The organism is Candidatus Woesearchaeota archaeon (assembly GCA_018303405.1).
GTDB lineage: Archaea > Nanobdellota > Nanobdellia > Woesearchaeales > JABMPP01 > JAGVYD01.
Genome location: JAGVYD010000011.1, coordinates 84,783 through 99,180, shown reverse-complemented (window position 1 = coordinate 99,180; position 14,398 = coordinate 84,783). Strand labels below are relative to the sequence as shown.

Here is a 14,398-nt window from a genome sequence, read left to right as displayed (position 1 = left end):
TTGTATGATGCATCCATTTGTGCACAACTTGGCGCTGCAGACACAAGCGCAGTTGAAGAATTAGTGCTGTTAATCAAGCCACCAACTGCAACAACAGCAACAAGAATCAACACCGCAACACCTGCTTTTTCAGACATGCATTTCTGAAAGAGTGTGGAGTATATAATTCTGCCGCTCACGAAAATTCCGAGTTCGCAGGCTCACAAAACGTTCTCGACCCCAAATGCACGCAATCTTTGCTGCTAATTCTGGCTAGCTCTGGGGACGAGAACGTTTTCTCAGGAATTTTCCAATGCTACGGGAGATAACGCTACGAAGTAAACGCTATGGAGGTTTTGCTCCGGAGTTTTGGAATTTTCGCGTATGAGCGAGGCGAAGCCGAGCGAATACAGAAAATTCGTACATTCAGACCTGCTACCATGTACGACAAACACATAAATTATTAAATCATCCTCCAACAGTTTATTTGTGGCAATAAATCTTGAATCTATTAACAAACTTCCCCCACAGGAACGCGTCAAAGTACTGCAGGAACTACAGGCACGGCTTAAGAAAGCACAGGAAGAAACCAAAAAAGACATTGAAGATGTTGCAGAAGCACTGGAAGAAGCAAAAAAAGCAGCCCAAGTTCTTGAAAAAATTGAGACGCCTAAAGTAGTGCAATCTGTTGAAGAAATCGTGAAAAAAGACGACAAAATTTCAACACTTGAACAGGTCGCACAAGTGCCAACACCAGACCAAATACATCAAAGACTGCATGAAAAGCCTGCAGAGGAAATTTACAAAAGGTTAAGCGCAATATTTTATGAAACTGAAATCCAAAAGCAGGAAAAAACACAATACCAGGAAAACTTTATTGAAGCTGCCCAAAAAGAACTCTATGAGCGAAAAAAAGAAATGTATGAACAACAGGAAGATTTCAGATCTAAAGAATTCTTGTCTGACTCAGAAAAACTTGTTAAATATTTAAGAAAATAATTATAATAAAAAAAATTAATCGTACCCAAGAATTGGCACGCCTTCATACCTTTCACTCACAGGCACATTTGCCGGAGGACTGCAACACCATGTTTCATAACCATAATCATCCACTCCTGGTGCTTTGTCACAAGCGCCTTGTCAGCACTGGTGTCGAAGGAGAATCGCAGCCAGCCATAGTAACAATTTTTCCAGTAGCCCCGCTGCCTGAGTACAACAGCACAAGTCCTATTGCTGCAACAATCACAACAAGCCCAAATACTAACAGTGGAACTTTATTTTCATCCATTTTTTCACCTCATTTTAAATGTGATAAACATAGTGGTAGTCTGCAGATATATAAACTTTACTTTTTTGTACTTGTTAGCAAGTCTCAATGTACGAATTTTCTGTATTCGTTCACTATCGCTCACTCATACGCGAAAATTCCAAAATGGCTGTGGGAGCAAAATAATGCTACGGTTTGTTTTACGTTTTGATTTAACGTTTAGCTTTACCGTGGAACAATTATTATTACATTTACCGTAACTCGTTTTGAATTTTCTCGTGTGAAACTGAGTAAAGCTCAGTTGAACTCGAGAAAATTTTACTTTTTTCTCATCCTTGCAAATGTTTCTGCTACGTCTATTACGTATTTTCCCTCTGCAAGCTTGAAAATAAGAGGGTCTCCTTTAAACAAATGCACAAGGTCAAGCTCATATTTCTTGTCTATATTCAGCATGTCAAACACGTCTTCCTCTATCTGCTGTTTTTGTTCGACAGAAAGATTTGCCTCAAGCTCCTTTTGCGCATCTTCAAGCCGCTCTTTTTTAATGTAGAAAAACAATCTTGCACCGCAGGAACACCCTTTCAGTATTTCAGAAGCGCCGTCTTCATAAATAGTGCTGCAGCGAACGCATTGATGAGGCATATATTTATTTTAGTTAACAGGGGTTTTTAAGAGTTTCTACTACTTTGTCTCATTTCTTTCTCTTTTTTGCATTTCTGGTGTATAATTCTATCTTGTTTGGGTCTTTTGATATTGCTTTAACAACACTTGCTGGACCTATTATTGTGAGTCCGCTTCTGTCACCAAGGAGCATTCCAAGGATGTCGTATTTTACTTTTGTGAACCCGCCGATTTGGCTTTGTTGCGGGTTTATTACTGCAAGCTCAATACCCCTGAATTGTCTATTAATCTCCTCCATTGTAACCTTGATTAATTCCGCTTCCTCTTCTTTTTTAAGCCTGCCCTGCAAAAGCACAATCTTATTCTGCTTTGCTATGTTAAGCAAATGCCTTATTCGCCCCACACTTGACAGTTGTTCTATGTCAGTGTATGGCACAAATTGCAGCGTGACCATTGTTCACCTTCCTGCGAGCCTGAAGAGAGATTCATAAAACTCGTTTACGTTCTTGCCGTACTTAGCAGAGATGCCAATCACTTCATATTGCGGGAAAGCTGCCTGTATTTTCTTCATATTTGCCTTACGCAGGTCAATCTTGTTCGCCACAATAAGAACTGGAATGTTGCGTGCTGCAAGGTTTCCTATTATTGTAATGTTGACCTGCGAATAAGGATCAGTTGCAGCATCAAGCACCACAAGCACAACATCCATTTCATCCAGCCATTTGATGGCATCAATCACTCCTCTTGTCGCCTCTTTTGCTCTTTTTTTTGCTTTTCCTTCAGTCATTCCTGACTTGATAAAATCTTCATAATCAATCCTTGTTGCAATGCCAGGAGTATCAACAAGGTTAAACAACAACTCCCTTCCATCCTTTGCCTTAATGCTAATTTGCTCCTTTATCTGAATTTCACGCGTTTCATGAGCAATGCTCGACACAGAACCCATGTCCTGCCCAAGCCAGTCCTGACAAATCTTGTTTGCAAGCGTTGTTTTTCCAGAATTAGGAGGACCATAAATTCCAAGCTTAATGTTCTTTTTTTGAGAACTGAAAAAACCAGACAGCCAACCCATTAATTTTTTAATCATACTACCACCGTTTTCCGGATAAGGTTTATATTAGGTTTAAATAACTTTCTACGAATTTGCCCGAGTTCCGCGCCTTCGGCGCTTCACTCAGGGCAAATTTGTGAGAAGCTATGGTAAACAAGTACCATTCAGCGAAACTAATATGAAAAAGCAGCACTACTTGCTTACCTGATACGCTTCTGGAAGAATAAACGGCTCGCTTCCATCCCAATCAATCCTGTATGCAAAATAGTGTCCTTTTGTCATAGAGGGCTTCCATGCGAGAAGTTTGAAATGCCTGAGCCCATGTCCTCTGTAGAAATAAAGCCGCGTAAAAATGCTTGTCTTCAATTCAGACGATGAAATTACGTTTTCAGTCCTTTCACCAAAAGGTATTATCAGCTGATAAATGCTTGCGTTCGATGACACCTTAAGCTCACCATCACTTGTTGGATAAACCACTCCATATTTTTTTCCTGTTTTTACGCCAACAGATTCCATTGAAGAAATATTCAATCTCAGCCCATTGGCGCACAAAAGCCCATCAGTGTCATTTATGCACCTTGCGCCTTCCACGTCATAGTATGGCTTTGGCGCAATGTATTCCTTTGCGTCCATAAAAGAGTTTATCCTGTCATACGTTTCCTGCACCTCTCTTTTGTCAAGCCCAAAATAATTTTGCAAATTTTCAATTCCTTTTTCCTGGGGGGTGTTGTGTGCAAGACTTACTTCCATTGCTTTTGTAAAATTCCACGCACCAAACATACCCCAAACTTCTGCTTTTTTCACCATGTCTGCAGAAACAATGACAAACGCCTGAGGAGGAGTGCACTTTACGTGCGGAATTAAATCAGCAGGATCAATGTTTTGCATCCTGAGCTCCTGCTCAGCTGACTCCTTGTCCATCAACAGAATCTTATCAAGAATGCCAACTGCCTTTAATGCATCGGCAGTTTTGTTTTCCAGAATTTCATAAGCACGGGTTGAGCCGCAGTCAAGCATACGAAGAATGCCAACCGCCTCTTTTTCATTGTCTGTTGCAAGTATCTTACCAACCCAATAAGTGATTGTTCTATGTTGGGAGCCGCCATCAACTGTCACCGGACGTTCAGCAACATACTTGAATATGTGCCCCAAATCCCACCATGAAGTTATTATCGCATCAGGCAGACTACTTGCCTTAATGGTTTCAAGCAATGACCACAACGCATCATCCACATAAGGTTCCTCGTTAACAGAAAGCGCATACGACTCCTGTGCCTGTTTTGACATCATGATAATTCCAAGCAGGAAAATAACTATCCCTGTGAACAGAAATTTCGACAACTTTTTATTTTCAGCAAAGGATGCAAGCTTGGCTGAAAAAATTCCAAAACCAAGCGCGACTGGAGCAACTGCCAGCAACAAAAACCTCAAGCCCTGTGTTGATGCGTACAGCATTCCCATAAGCCACAACAAAAGCACAAAACACGTAACTCCCTCAGGAGAATCTCTTTGTTTTAATGCGACAAACAAAAATGAAAAAAGTGCTGCTGCAACAATAAAAAAACCACCAAGCGAAATAATCCCTTCCTTAAGCGAAACTCCCTGAAGCTCACCCACTGTCGTGTAAACATTAGGCCAAATGTTGAATCTTAACGGGCTTGTGATGCTTTTTTGGTACTGCAAAAAGTTTCCAAAACTGGAAGAGAAATATTCAAACTTTATGAAAAGCGTTACAAAAAAACCAGTGGACACCAAAAGCACTGCAAGCAACATAACTGATTGTGTCGCAGAGCGCCTGTCATAGAAAATTTTGTACAACACATTAAGTGTCAGAACTACAATCATAACATCAAACAAAAACCACCAGCCGGGCCAAAGAAGAGCAAAAACAGCAAGTAAAAATCCGCAAAGTGCAGCAAACATCAACTGCTTGCTTGCACTTGCTTTTAATCCAATAAAAAAAATCATTACTATCAACAATGGAAAAAATAGTGAGTAACCATCAGTGTCTGGATTGCCCCATAAAGTTCTTCCAACGCCATTTCCCATAATGCCAACAAGCAGCGCTGAAAAAAAACCTGCCACAGGCCCGTGCATGCCATACCCGAGCAAAAATGCAAAAATAATTGTCAATACTGCCAATGCAACCGGAAGAAAAGCAGCTGCCTCCAAAAAAGGAACACTCCTGTCAACAAGCCGAAAAATCCTGTACAGAAAAGCCATTGAATAAACGTGAAGAGTCGCTTCATCAATAGGGCTGCCCAAAGGAGCGGTGGCAAGCGCATCATAAGTTTTTCCCTCCTTAACAACCTCTCCTCTCATCCCTTTTTCCACAATATTCCTTGCAAACCTCAAAAAGTAAAATGAGTCAACATCATAAGGATAGGAAAACATTTTTCCACCCTGCTCGTAAGCAAATGAAGCCCGAAACTCCAGTGCCTTTTGATCAATCCTGCTCTGCATCAATTGCCAGTAATACTCCCTCCGCCGAAAAAACTCCTGAGCAGCAAGCGCCTTTCGCTCATTGATGTTCTTCTCAGGCAGTTTTTCACCAACCTTCTGTTCAATCTTTCCAAGCATTTCCTCAGTAACATCCCTTGTGGCAAGCTGGTATGCGTGCGCCATCCCCTGTGTCTGCATCCGCATCCAAATCCCGCCCCACGGCAAATATCCATAATTAGGAAGCACCTGCAGCAGCAAAACAAGAACAAGCAGACAGGCAAACTTGTGCTTGAGCACAAAATCAAAAGCAGCTCCAAGCCACCTCGCAATATCTTTGGGCTGAATACGAAGCTGTGGCTCTGACTGAGCAGTTGTTTGCTGTACATCTACTGCAGACGACAATTCATCCCCCATTCTCCTACGGAAGTCAGGAGGTGTTTAAAAAATGTGATGTTACTCCTTTGAATGTGCCTGTGAAAACCTAAAGTGTCAAAAACCACTGGTGGAAAATCGTGACATTTATAAACGTCTGACAGCTTGAATAATTTTATAGCGGGGTAGGGCAGTCAGGAGTGCCCGGTGGGCTCATAACCCACAGGTCGGTAGAGGCAGTTGGAAGGACTGTCACCGAATTCAAATCTACCCCCCGCTATTTTTCCTTCCATTTTCTGATTTTTTCAAGGTGCTTCGGACTGAGAAATCTAACTTTTCTGAGCCATAAATCAAAGTTAGCCTGACCATTCAGCTCAATTCTATTAATAATAGTGTATCCCTTCTTTATTCTTGGATCTTTAAGGTGATAATTATAAATTTCGGATACTTTGAAATTCCACTTTTTCAATGTGCCTGCGACCTCCCGAGACAGCACTTCACTTGTCAATCACTCGCGACCACAAGCGGTCACAGACCGGCTGCATGCCCGCTCACTCCGTTCACTGGGATCGCTCGTTCAGGCCCTGCATTTTCCACTTTCTGGAGCGCCTAATGGTTTTCTGCCGCCAGCCATGGACTGGTGGAAAATGCAGATTTTAAGGCTTCCTGCTTGGTTTGCCTTGCGAACAGTCTTGGATATCCTGCCTAAACCTTTTTATACTGAGGTCTGTTCTTTTTTTTGCATGGCCAAGGAGAGATCAGCATCCCGGGTGGAGAAGAAGAATATCTTCCATTTCTACACATTCGGCATAATGAAAAGGCTATATAATTGGGTGTTGGCCTGGGCTGACAAGAAGTATGCGACAGCTGCCTTGTGCATCCTGGCATTTGTTGAGTCATCCTTTTTCCCAATCCCTCCGGATATATTGATGATGCCGCTTTCTCTTTCAAAGCCCAAACGGGCATTCTTCTATGCATTCCTGACAACGACATTTTCGGTGCTGGGCGGCATTTTTGGCTGGTATATTGGCCATGGATTGTACGAGACAGTAGGGCACAGGATAATCGAGACTCTCGGCTACCAGGCAAAATTTGCATTGGTCGGCAGCTACTATGAAAGCAATGCGTTTTTATATATTCTTGCAGCAGCCCTGACCCCAATCCCGTATAAGGTATTCACAATTGCAGCAGGAGTGTGGAGCATACCAATCCACACGCTTGTTTTGGCCTCAATATTAGGAAGAGGGTTGAGATATTTCCTCGTTGCAGCGATGCTCTATTTCTTTGGGCCAAGGATTAAGGAGATAATTGAGAAATATTTTGAATGGCTGGCCCTGCTGGGATTGATTCTTTTAGTCGGCGGATTTTACGCAATCAAATATGTATCATAGAGGTTTCTGTCTAGCCGAAAGTAAAAGTATACAGCATTATGCCCGGGTCTTGAGCTGTGATTTCCAATGTATGCGTGCCATATTCACCCTGAACAAGCCCATATAACCCAAATGGGCTTATGACAACAGTGCCATCTTCATTTACATCTGTTCCCATTTGGTCTGAGGTTAGTGGATTTCCATCTATTTTAAGAGAAAGCGTGGAGCTTTTCATGGCGCCCGCCACTATGTTAACCTGTCTTCCCCTGTATTTAAGGAGCATTTTGCTGGTCGGGCCTGTTGTTTCAAGATTATCTTTATTGCTCAGCCAATTTCCCTCCAGATAAAAATTATCCACAGCCATTTCCGCCGGAAGAGTGTATTCAGCTGTTTCACCTGCCATCGGCCCCGCTGTATTTCCAAAATTGCCCCGCAGGGTGCCATATCCAAAATACATTTCCGGCGAGATGGCGGCCCTTACAGCAATTTGCCCCGAATCAGATTCAAATGAAGTGATGCTTTTGGGTATGTCTGCAGCTTCCCCCAGGACTTCCTTTCTCTCTTCAAGAAGCTGCTGGATCAGCTGTTCGGTTTCCTTGTATGCCCCTTCGCCAATGTGGTCATACACAATGAATCCATCAATGTCAATCATATATTTTCTTGGCCAGTACCTGTTTTTGTAAGCCCTCCATGTCTGGAAGTTGTTGTCCTGCACAACCGGATATTCAACGCCAAATTTCTCAATTGCCTTTTGCAGGTTGTCCGCGTCTTTTTCAAAGTCAAATTCAGGGGTGTGGACCCCTATAATTAAAAGCCCCTGATCCTTGTACTTATCCCACCAGGATGTGATGTAGGGCAAAGTTCTCTGGCAATTTATGCAACTGTATGTCCAGAAATCAACAATAATTACCTTTTTTCCAATGTATTCGCCTATTGTGATGTCATGGTCGGTGTTGAATTGCTTTTGTGTTCCAGTTAATTCAACATATCGCGGGAATCTGGATTCTTTTTCAACAATTCTCGGGTCTTTTGGCCCATTAGAATCATCAGGAGTGACACCTGCAGTTGTTTGCGCTTGTGCGCCAGAATTTGCGCTTTGTGAATTCTCTCCCTGGCTTGCCTGGCCGGATTGTAAATTGTCAGTTTCAACAGGCCCCTGCTCAAGGGGGTTGCCTGTTTTTTTAGAGCTGACATACGTGCCAAAAGCTACCAGCAACATGATAGTTATTCCCAGCCAAATGTTTCTTTGCATTTTTTTCATTTTATCACGTCTGGTCTTGACTTGTATATTGATTCATTAGCTAATTATCTAAGTAAAAAATTGTTTACGAAGCTGAAATTTGCAACTAAATTCAGTGTGCCGGTAAATACCAACACGCCGAGTATCAGCAGGAATATTCCCACAACAATGTTGAAATATTTCAGGAATTTTTCTGATTTGTTTATCAGGGTAATTGCCTGACCAGAAAATAATCCCACTATTAGGAATGGAAGGCCAAGTCCAAGAGCATAAACTGCGAGCAATGCAAAGCTCATGCCTGGCTGGCTCGCTGCCAGCGCCAGTATTGAGCCAAGCACTGCGCCCACGCACGGGCTCCAGCCAACTGCAAATGCAGCCCCGAATACAAATGATGTTACATAGCTGATGCTGAATTTCGTAGTGACTTTCAGCTTATGGTCGCGTTCAAGGAATGGAATTTTGATTAGCCCAAGGAGATAAAGCCCGAAAAAGATTATTATAATCCCCCCGATTCGGCCAAGCCATGTCTGGACGCTGTAAGATGATGACTCAAGAACTGTGTTGAGAAGCACGCCAAGCAGCGCAAATACAGATGAAAATCCAAGGACAAAAAATACGCTGTTGAGAAACATCTTAGCCCTGGAGCCCTTGCCCGTATCGCCCAACGAGGTGCCAGAGAGGTAGGCTAAAAATCCAGGAATAAGGGGAAGAACACACGGGCTCAAAAATGATATAATTCCGCCGATAAATGCTGCTATTAAGCTAACCTCAACCATCCATATCACCTTGATTTTCACCTATTAAACTTAAATCATTTTTACTTCCAGGCATTCCAGAGCATTACTGAAAATGCTATCGACTGCAGCAGTGAAAGCAGGAACACATGCATTTCAACTGCTTGGACAAAATAGGGCATCATGGTCACAAAAAAATAAAACGACACCATGTTTTGCACAAGGAATACTCCGGCAAACAGCATCAAGCCTATTGTAAACTTTGACTTTATTTTTGCATAATTTTGCCAGTAAATCCGCAACAACACTGCCAGCAAAGCAATGGACAAAAATGTCAGCGCTGTTGTGGCCTGCATTATTATTGTCATTTGCCTAACCTCCATGGAACTCTCAGTTATTTAATTACTTTTTCCCAAATCTTGCCCAAATTTCGCCACAATCTCGTCGAAAGTGCTGATTTCCTTCTCAAAAAACTCATCCAGGTAGTATACTGCCCCGTATTTTTTCTGTGTTGTGACCCCCAGAATTTTGTTGTCAATCAGTATTTCGAGATGGTGTGTGATGGTTTTATAGTCAAGTTTTAATGACTTGGCGAGCTTGTGTGCATTTGATGGCTTTTTGCGCAGAAAATTTATTATTCTGGCCCGTGTCTCGCCGCCGCGCGTGCCGGCTATAAGATACAGCAGTATATGCTTCATATGAGAAGGTTTGTCAGCTGACAATAAAAAGATTTTCGTATTTAGAAGACTAGAAAGCTTTATAATATTAATCCCTAATTCAATAGGTATGGAAATATTTATCATAACATTGCTGACAATCATCCTGGCACTCATTCTGGCTAAAATTATAGGGGAATTATTTGAGAAAATGGGCCAAAGTGCCGTGCTTGGAGAGCTCATGGTCGGGATTGTCATGGGGCCAAGCCTTTTGCACATTCTACAGCCCGGAGAAAATGAGGTTTTTACATTTCTGGCAGAGATAGGGGTCATACTCCTTTTATTTGAGGTTGGGTTGGAATCAAATGTTTACAAGCTCTTAAAATCCGGCATGACAGCCACTTTAGTTGCGTGTGTAGGTGTTGCTGTCCCATTGATTACCGGCTATGCATATTTTGCTCTATCCGGGCATCCCAGCACTGTGGCCTTGTTCATTGGCGCAACACTCACAGCAACCAGCGTCGGCATCACAATGAGGGTACTTTCAGATATCAAGAGGATTGATACTGAAGAAGGAAGGATAATTCTTGGAGCTGCGGTTATTGATGATGTTATTGGCTTGATTATACTTTCAATTGTCACAGGGATAGTTGAGTTAGGCAAGGTTTCAATATTTGGCATTGGAAAGATTACGTTTGTCTCGGTGCTCTTTCTTGTTTTGACAACATGGGTTGGGATAAAGTTTACGCCGTGGCTATTCCGCTATATCAACAGGATGCAGGTGAGGGGAAGCGTGATTGTTTTTGCATTTGCATTGAGCCTCATCCTGGCAGTTATGGCAAACCTTATCGGCCTGGCAACAATTGTAGGGGCTTTTGCTGCTGGATTGATACTGGAAAGGACAGAGCAGAAAGAACACATCCATGAAAGGATACAGCCAGTAGCTGATATGTTTGTTCCATTATTCTTCATTCAGGCAGGGGCATATATTGATGTCCATGTCCTTGCCAATTTAAGCAATCTTGGCTTTATAATTGTGTTGACGCTTATTGCCATTGCCGGCAAGCTGGCATCAGGGATTGCTGTTATTGGAAAGAAGGCCAACCCGTGGGCAATAGGCATTGGCATGATTCCAAGGGGCGAAGTCGGCCTTATATTCGCGACCTTTGGCCTGACCTCTGGATTGATAGACGCCTCCTTGTATGGCGTTCTGGTAATAATGATTATGCTGACAACATTCATTACCCCGCCGCTTCTTAAGCCCATTATGCTGAAGCTGAAAGTGAAAGGCAGCAAGGATTAAGCTGGCAAATTCATGAAGAAATTCAGTCGGGGCATAGTTGGTTATTTTTCCCCTTCTATTGTTTTTTTCATTCTTTTGCATCCTTCAATTATATTCTCCGTGGAAGTTGCATAAGAGAGCCTGATATAATGTTGTGTCTCATTCGGGTCTTTCTTGCCGAAATGGGTGTCTGCCAATACAGCCACGCCGTTCTCTAAAAGAAGTTTCCGCAATTCCTCGGCATTCCTGAGCTTGAGCCGTTTGCATGCCTGCGTCACATTAGGGAAGGCATAGAATGCCCCTCCGGGCGACAGGCAGCTGACGCCGCCGATATCATTCAATAATTTCACAATGAGGTCCCTTCTCTTCTTGAAAGTGGCCACCATTTTTGCTGTTTCTTTCTGTGGCCCGCTGAATGCCTCTTTCATGGCATACTGTGCAATGTGGTTTGCGCATGACTCCATGTTGGTCATCCATTTTGCCATATGCGGGGCCATGACAGGATTGGCGGCAAAGCCCATTCTCCAGCCTGTCATTGCATAAGCCTTGGAAGCGCCGTCCAGTATTATCGTGCGCTCAAACATTCCTGGAATGGACGCAATGCTCCTGAATTCGCCGTCATAGACAATCTGGCTGTATATTTCATCTGAAAATACCCAGAAGTCATGCTTCTTTGCAAGCCTTGCGACCTCGTTCAGGTCTTCCCCGCTGAGAATGCCTCCTGTTGGATTCTGGGGGGTGTTAATGATGAGCATTCTGGTTTTCGCGGTTATCCTTTTTTTCAGTTCACCAATCTCAAAGCCAAATCCCTTTTTCTCTGTCAGTGGCAGTTGGACTGGCACAGCGCCATTGGCAATAATCTGGGATTCGTAAATCGGAAATCCGGGATTTGGATAAATAACTTCATCACCCTTGCCATAATCTGTTGTTGAGAGTATTGCAAATGCAATGAACGGCTTGGCCCCGTTGGCAATTACGACATCCTCAGGTTTAACTTGAATGCGCCTGGATGTTGAAAGGTGATGTGCTATTGCTTCCCTGACCTCGTGAACCCCTGCAGAGTCAGTGTATCCTGTCTTGCCTTTTCTGAGCGCGTCGATTGCCGCATCCTTGATATTTTGAGGGGTGTCAAAATCAGGCTGGCCAATGCAAAAACTGATGATGTCCTGGCCTTCCCTTATGCGCCTGTTGACGTCTGCAAGGACGACAAAGGCATTTTCTGTGCCCAACCCATTTGTCCTGGAAGAGATATGCATGTTGACTAGCTTTTGGCGCTGAAATTAAAAAGCTATCGGATAAAAAGGATAAAAATGGTTTTGGGAAACAAGAAACAGAAAAAAGAAAGAAAAAAAGAAAAAATAAGCCAATGCTTACTTCCTTCTCCTTGACAGTGCAATGCCCGCTGCGCCTGCCAAAGCAAGAGTCACGCCGATTGTTGTGAACTCAGGCACTTCGCCGTCTGGCGGTGGTGGGCAATCTCCATCACAGTCTGGCGGTGGTGGAAGACCTCCAAAGCCGCATTGTCCTTGTGGAATCTCGTATGCATTGATTATTCTGTCATATGCATCCTGGCTCCAGATAGCGCCAACGCCATCACCGGCAAAGGTTATGTCATCGCACTCCATGTCCTCCAATCTCTCTGGAAAACTGGCGAATAATACAGAACTGCTCAGGTCTTTTGATGCCTCGTAAATTTGGCTGCACCCGTTGTTGGCCAGATATAGCTTGTCTCCGCCAACTGCAATGCCAGAGTTTCCACAGCTGCCAATCTTGCCGCTCATGCTAAATGACCCTATCTCTGTACCGTCAGTTTGGTAATGGTAGATTGTTGAGTGAACATCACCGCTTGTCCAAACGGTATCATCGGATCCGTCATACGCCAAACCATCTGTGCATGAATTAGGTGCGGTGAACATGAATACGCTGCTGCCATCACTTGTATCAACAAGGATAACATCATTATGTTCAGCACACATCCATAGCTTGTTGCGTGATGCATCCCAGGCCATCGCCATTAGGCCATCATAACCAGGGACAGTAACTGTGCCCACAAGACTGCCATCTGCCGGGCTTAGAACATCAAGAACATTGTGGGACCAGCAACTCATCAATAAGTTAGTGCCATCAAATGCAATGCCCGTGTTGATGCCGCATGGCTCCGAATAAGCCCCGATAATTTGCCGGAGATTGTCTCCAGGCACCGCTGATGCTGCCGAAACAACTAACAGAAATAATATTCCGTACATTAAAAATGTCTTCATCTTATGCACCCCCCTGATGTGCCTTCTTTTTCAAATATAGACAAAATTAATATATAAGATTAATAGGGCTTATTCTTTATAAAGCTTTACCATTGTGAAGAGACAGAGAGATGATATGGATAAAGAGTTTAGAATTAAAAGAAAATAAAAAAAGAAAAAATAAGCCAATGCTTACTTCCTTCTCCTTGACAGTGCAATGCCCGCTGCGCCCGCCAAAGCAAGAGTCACGCCGATTGTTGTGAACTCAGGCACTTCGCCGTCTGGCGGAACGTTCTCGAACTGGCACTTTGCTGAGCAGCCATCGCCGTCGGCATTGTTGCCATCGTCGCACTGCTCAAATGTGTCAAGGTTTCCGTCGCCGCAGAATGGATCGCCTTCCTCTTCAATAAGGCAGACTGATGAGCATCCATCACCATCATCTGTGTTGCCATCGTCGCATTCCTCTCCTGGCTGGACCTGGCCATCTCCGCACAAGAGCGGCTCTGGCTCATCTTCGAAGCATTCCAATGGAATGACTATCAAGGCTGTGTCGTAAATTTCATCGCCTGAATCAGCTACCCTTAGATCAACTGCCTCGCCGGCTCCCAGTGTGGCCAGTGTCTTGGTTCCGCTGTTGGAAGGGCCATAGGGTATGAGGTTTGCTGTTCCCCAATCATCAATTGAGACATCAACAATGCCGCCTATTCTCATCCAGTCAGTGTAGTCTGATCCTTGATATTCAGGCCATTCAGAAGAAACTGCCAGGACAATGCTGTTGACATCTGGAGTAAATCCAAGGATATCTACGCAGTCGTATGTGTCATATCCGTCTGGATTGGTTCCACAGCCAGGATTGCTCATGTCTGTGCTAATTTCCCCATCCCCGTCCAATGGCTCTCCGGACGACAGGATTAACACATTTCCACAATCCAGGCCTGTATTAACCCCTTCGGCCGTTGCAGTATCGTCTGCAAATGGTGGAAGCGAGCCAATGTCAACGTATGCACATTGGTCGGCTTGCGTAGCGCTGTCACAAGGCCCATCTGCAAAAACACCGAGCGGCAGGGCCAGAACTGTCAAAAGAATTACCAAACTCACAATCTTCTTCATTATACGCACCCCCATGCTTAATGAATTAATATGT

At 43.6% G+C, this 14,398-nt stretch carries 16 protein-coding genes and 1 tRNA gene; 4 read left to right on the top strand and 13 right to left on the bottom strand.

The features are described from left to right. The first annotated feature begins 468 nt into the window (after positions 1–468). On the top strand, positions 469–978 hold the full coding sequence (locus tag J4227_04400) for a hypothetical protein (protein ID MBS3109741.1): 510 nt from the start codon (positions 469–471) through the stop codon (positions 976–978). Between the two features lie 127 nt (positions 979–1,105). Here the strand turns inward: J4227_04400 and J4227_04395 are convergent, their stop codons facing one another. From J4227_04395 to J4227_04375, 5 genes are all read right to left on the bottom strand, one after another. Further along, complete coding sequence (locus tag J4227_04395; protein ID MBS3109740.1) at positions 1,106–1,267, bottom strand: hypothetical protein; 162 nt, start codon at positions 1,265–1,267, stop codon at positions 1,106–1,108. Between the two features lie 297 nt (positions 1,268–1,564). Continuing rightward, positions 1,565–1,888: a hypothetical protein gene (locus J4227_04390; GenBank protein MBS3109739.1), complete on the bottom strand. Its 324-nt coding sequence runs from the start codon at positions 1,886–1,888 to the stop codon at positions 1,565–1,567. 49 nt (positions 1,889–1,937) lie between these two features. Next, a complete protein-coding gene (locus J4227_04385; GenBank protein ID MBS3109738.1) occupies positions 1,938–2,321 on the bottom strand; it encodes a DUF2073 domain-containing protein in 384 nt (127 codons plus the stop codon). A gap of 3 nt (positions 2,322–2,324) precedes the next feature. Then, on the bottom strand, positions 2,325–2,954 hold the full coding sequence (locus J4227_04380; protein MBS3109737.1) for a 50S ribosome-binding GTPase: 630 nt from the start codon (positions 2,952–2,954) through the stop codon (positions 2,325–2,327). 156 nt (positions 2,955–3,110) lie between these two features. Further along, positions 3,111–5,774, bottom strand: coding sequence for a hypothetical protein (locus J4227_04375; protein ID MBS3109736.1), 2,664 nt, complete (start codon positions 5,772–5,774; stop codon positions 3,111–3,113). A gap of 137 nt (positions 5,775–5,911) precedes the next feature. Between J4227_04375 and J4227_04370 the strand changes: the two genes are divergently transcribed. Further along, positions 5,912–6,012 (top strand) — tRNA-Met (locus J4227_04370). Here J4227_04370 and J4227_04365 read toward each other — a convergent pair. Continuing rightward, the gene (locus J4227_04365) at positions 6,010–6,240 is read right to left on the bottom strand and encodes a hypothetical protein (GenBank protein ID MBS3109735.1); all 231 of its coding nucleotides are present in this window, start codon (positions 6,238–6,240) and stop codon (positions 6,010–6,012) included. The two genes, J4227_04370 and J4227_04365, sit on opposite strands and share 3 nt — an antisense overlap. A 235-nt stretch (positions 6,241–6,475) precedes the next feature. On the opposite strand from J4227_04365, the gene J4227_04360 reads away from it, so the two are divergent. Continuing rightward, positions 6,476–7,123 carry a DedA family protein gene (locus J4227_04360; protein MBS3109734.1) on the top strand — a complete coding sequence of 216 codons (648 nt, stop codon included), beginning with the start codon at positions 6,476–6,478 and terminating at the stop codon, positions 7,121–7,123. A 10-nt stretch (positions 7,124–7,133) separates the two neighbouring features. Here J4227_04360 and J4227_04355 read toward each other — a convergent pair whose 3' ends face one another. From J4227_04355 to J4227_04340, 4 genes are read right to left on the bottom strand one after another with little or no spacing between them, the layout of a single operon-like run. Next, positions 7,134–8,363 carry a redoxin domain-containing protein gene (locus J4227_04355; GenBank protein MBS3109733.1) on the bottom strand — a complete coding sequence of 410 codons (1,230 nt, stop codon included), beginning with the start codon at positions 8,361–8,363 and terminating at the stop codon, positions 7,134–7,136. 44 nt (positions 8,364–8,407) lie between these two features. Next, complete coding sequence (locus J4227_04350; GenBank protein MBS3109732.1) at positions 8,408–9,118, bottom strand: sulfite exporter TauE/SafE family protein; 711 nt, start codon at positions 9,116–9,118, stop codon at positions 8,408–8,410. Positions 9,119–9,159: 41 nt separating this feature from the next. After that, complete coding sequence (locus J4227_04345; GenBank protein MBS3109731.1) at positions 9,160–9,444, bottom strand: hypothetical protein; 285 nt, start codon at positions 9,442–9,444, stop codon at positions 9,160–9,162. Between the two features lie 30 nt (positions 9,445–9,474). After that, a complete protein-coding gene (locus J4227_04340) occupies positions 9,475–9,774 on the bottom strand; it encodes a winged helix-turn-helix transcriptional regulator (protein MBS3109730.1) in 300 nt (99 codons plus the stop codon). An 88-nt stretch (positions 9,775–9,862) separates the two neighbouring features. Between J4227_04340 and J4227_04335 the strand changes: the two genes are divergently transcribed. After that, complete coding sequence (locus J4227_04335; protein ID MBS3109729.1) at positions 9,863–11,035, top strand: cation:proton antiporter; 1,173 nt, start codon at positions 9,863–9,865, stop codon at positions 11,033–11,035. Positions 11,036–11,076: 41 nt separating this feature from the next. On the opposite strand, the gene J4227_04330 is transcribed toward J4227_04335, so the two are convergent. The 3 genes from J4227_04330 to J4227_04320 all read right to left on the bottom strand — a co-directional run bounded on the left by J4227_04330 (position 11,077) and on the right by J4227_04320 (position 14,379). Next, a complete protein-coding gene (locus J4227_04330; protein MBS3109728.1) occupies positions 11,077–12,270 on the bottom strand; it encodes a pyridoxal phosphate-dependent aminotransferase in 1,194 nt (397 codons plus the stop codon). Between the two features lie 114 nt (positions 12,271–12,384). Further along, positions 12,385–13,275 carry a hypothetical protein gene (locus J4227_04325; protein MBS3109727.1) on the bottom strand — a complete coding sequence of 297 codons (891 nt, stop codon included), beginning with the start codon at positions 13,273–13,275 and terminating at the stop codon, positions 12,385–12,387. 171 nt (positions 13,276–13,446) lie between these two features. Then, positions 13,447–14,379: a DUF4215 domain-containing protein gene (locus J4227_04320; protein MBS3109726.1), complete on the bottom strand. Its 933-nt coding sequence runs from the start codon at positions 14,377–14,379 to the stop codon at positions 13,447–13,449. Between the last annotated feature and the right edge of the window lie 19 nt (positions 14,380–14,398).

Bases quoted from the DNA above. Each gene is read 5' to 3' on its own strand.
- J4227_04395 (MBS3109740.1), bottom strand. From the start codon at position 1,267: ATGGATGAAAATAAAGTTCCACTGTTAGTATTTGGGCTTGTTGTGATT.
- J4227_04390 (MBS3109739.1), bottom strand. From the start codon at position 1,888: ATGCCTCATCAATGCGTTCGCTGCAGCACTATTTATGAAGACGGCGCT.
- J4227_04385 (MBS3109738.1), bottom strand. From the start codon at position 2,321: ATGGTCACGCTGCAATTTGTGCCATACACTGACATAGAACAACTGTCA.
- J4227_04380 (MBS3109737.1), bottom strand. From the start codon at position 2,954: ATGATTAAAAAATTAATGGGTTGGCTGTCTGGTTTTTTCAGTTCTCAA.
- J4227_04375 (MBS3109736.1), bottom strand. From the start codon at position 5,774: ATGGGGGATGAATTGTCGTCTGCAGTAGATGTACAGCAAACAACTGCT.
- J4227_04360 (MBS3109734.1), top strand. From the start codon at position 6,476: ATGGCCAAGGAGAGATCAGCATCCCGGGTGGAGAAGAAGAATATCTTC.
- J4227_04355 (MBS3109733.1), bottom strand. From the start codon at position 8,363: ATGAAAAAAATGCAAAGAAACATTTGGCTGGGAATAACTATCATGTTG.
- J4227_04350 (MBS3109732.1), bottom strand. From the start codon at position 9,118: ATGGTTGAGGTTAGCTTAATAGCAGCATTTATCGGCGGAATTATATCA.
- J4227_04345 (MBS3109731.1), bottom strand. From the start codon at position 9,444: ATGACAATAATAATGCAGGCCACAACAGCGCTGACATTTTTGTCCATT.
- J4227_04340 (MBS3109730.1), bottom strand. From the start codon at position 9,774: ATGAAGCATATACTGCTGTATCTTATAGCCGGCACGCGCGGCGGCGAG.
- J4227_04335 (MBS3109729.1), top strand. From the start codon at position 9,863: ATGGAAATATTTATCATAACATTGCTGACAATCATCCTGGCACTCATT.
- J4227_04330 (MBS3109728.1), bottom strand. From the start codon at position 12,270: ATGCATATCTCTTCCAGGACAAATGGGTTGGGCACAGAAAATGCCTTT.
- J4227_04325 (MBS3109727.1), bottom strand. From the start codon at position 13,275: ATGAAGACATTTTTAATGTACGGAATATTATTTCTGTTAGTTGTTTCG.
- J4227_04320 (MBS3109726.1), bottom strand. From the start codon at position 14,379: ATGGGGGTGCGTATAATGAAGAAGATTGTGAGTTTGGTAATTCTTTTG.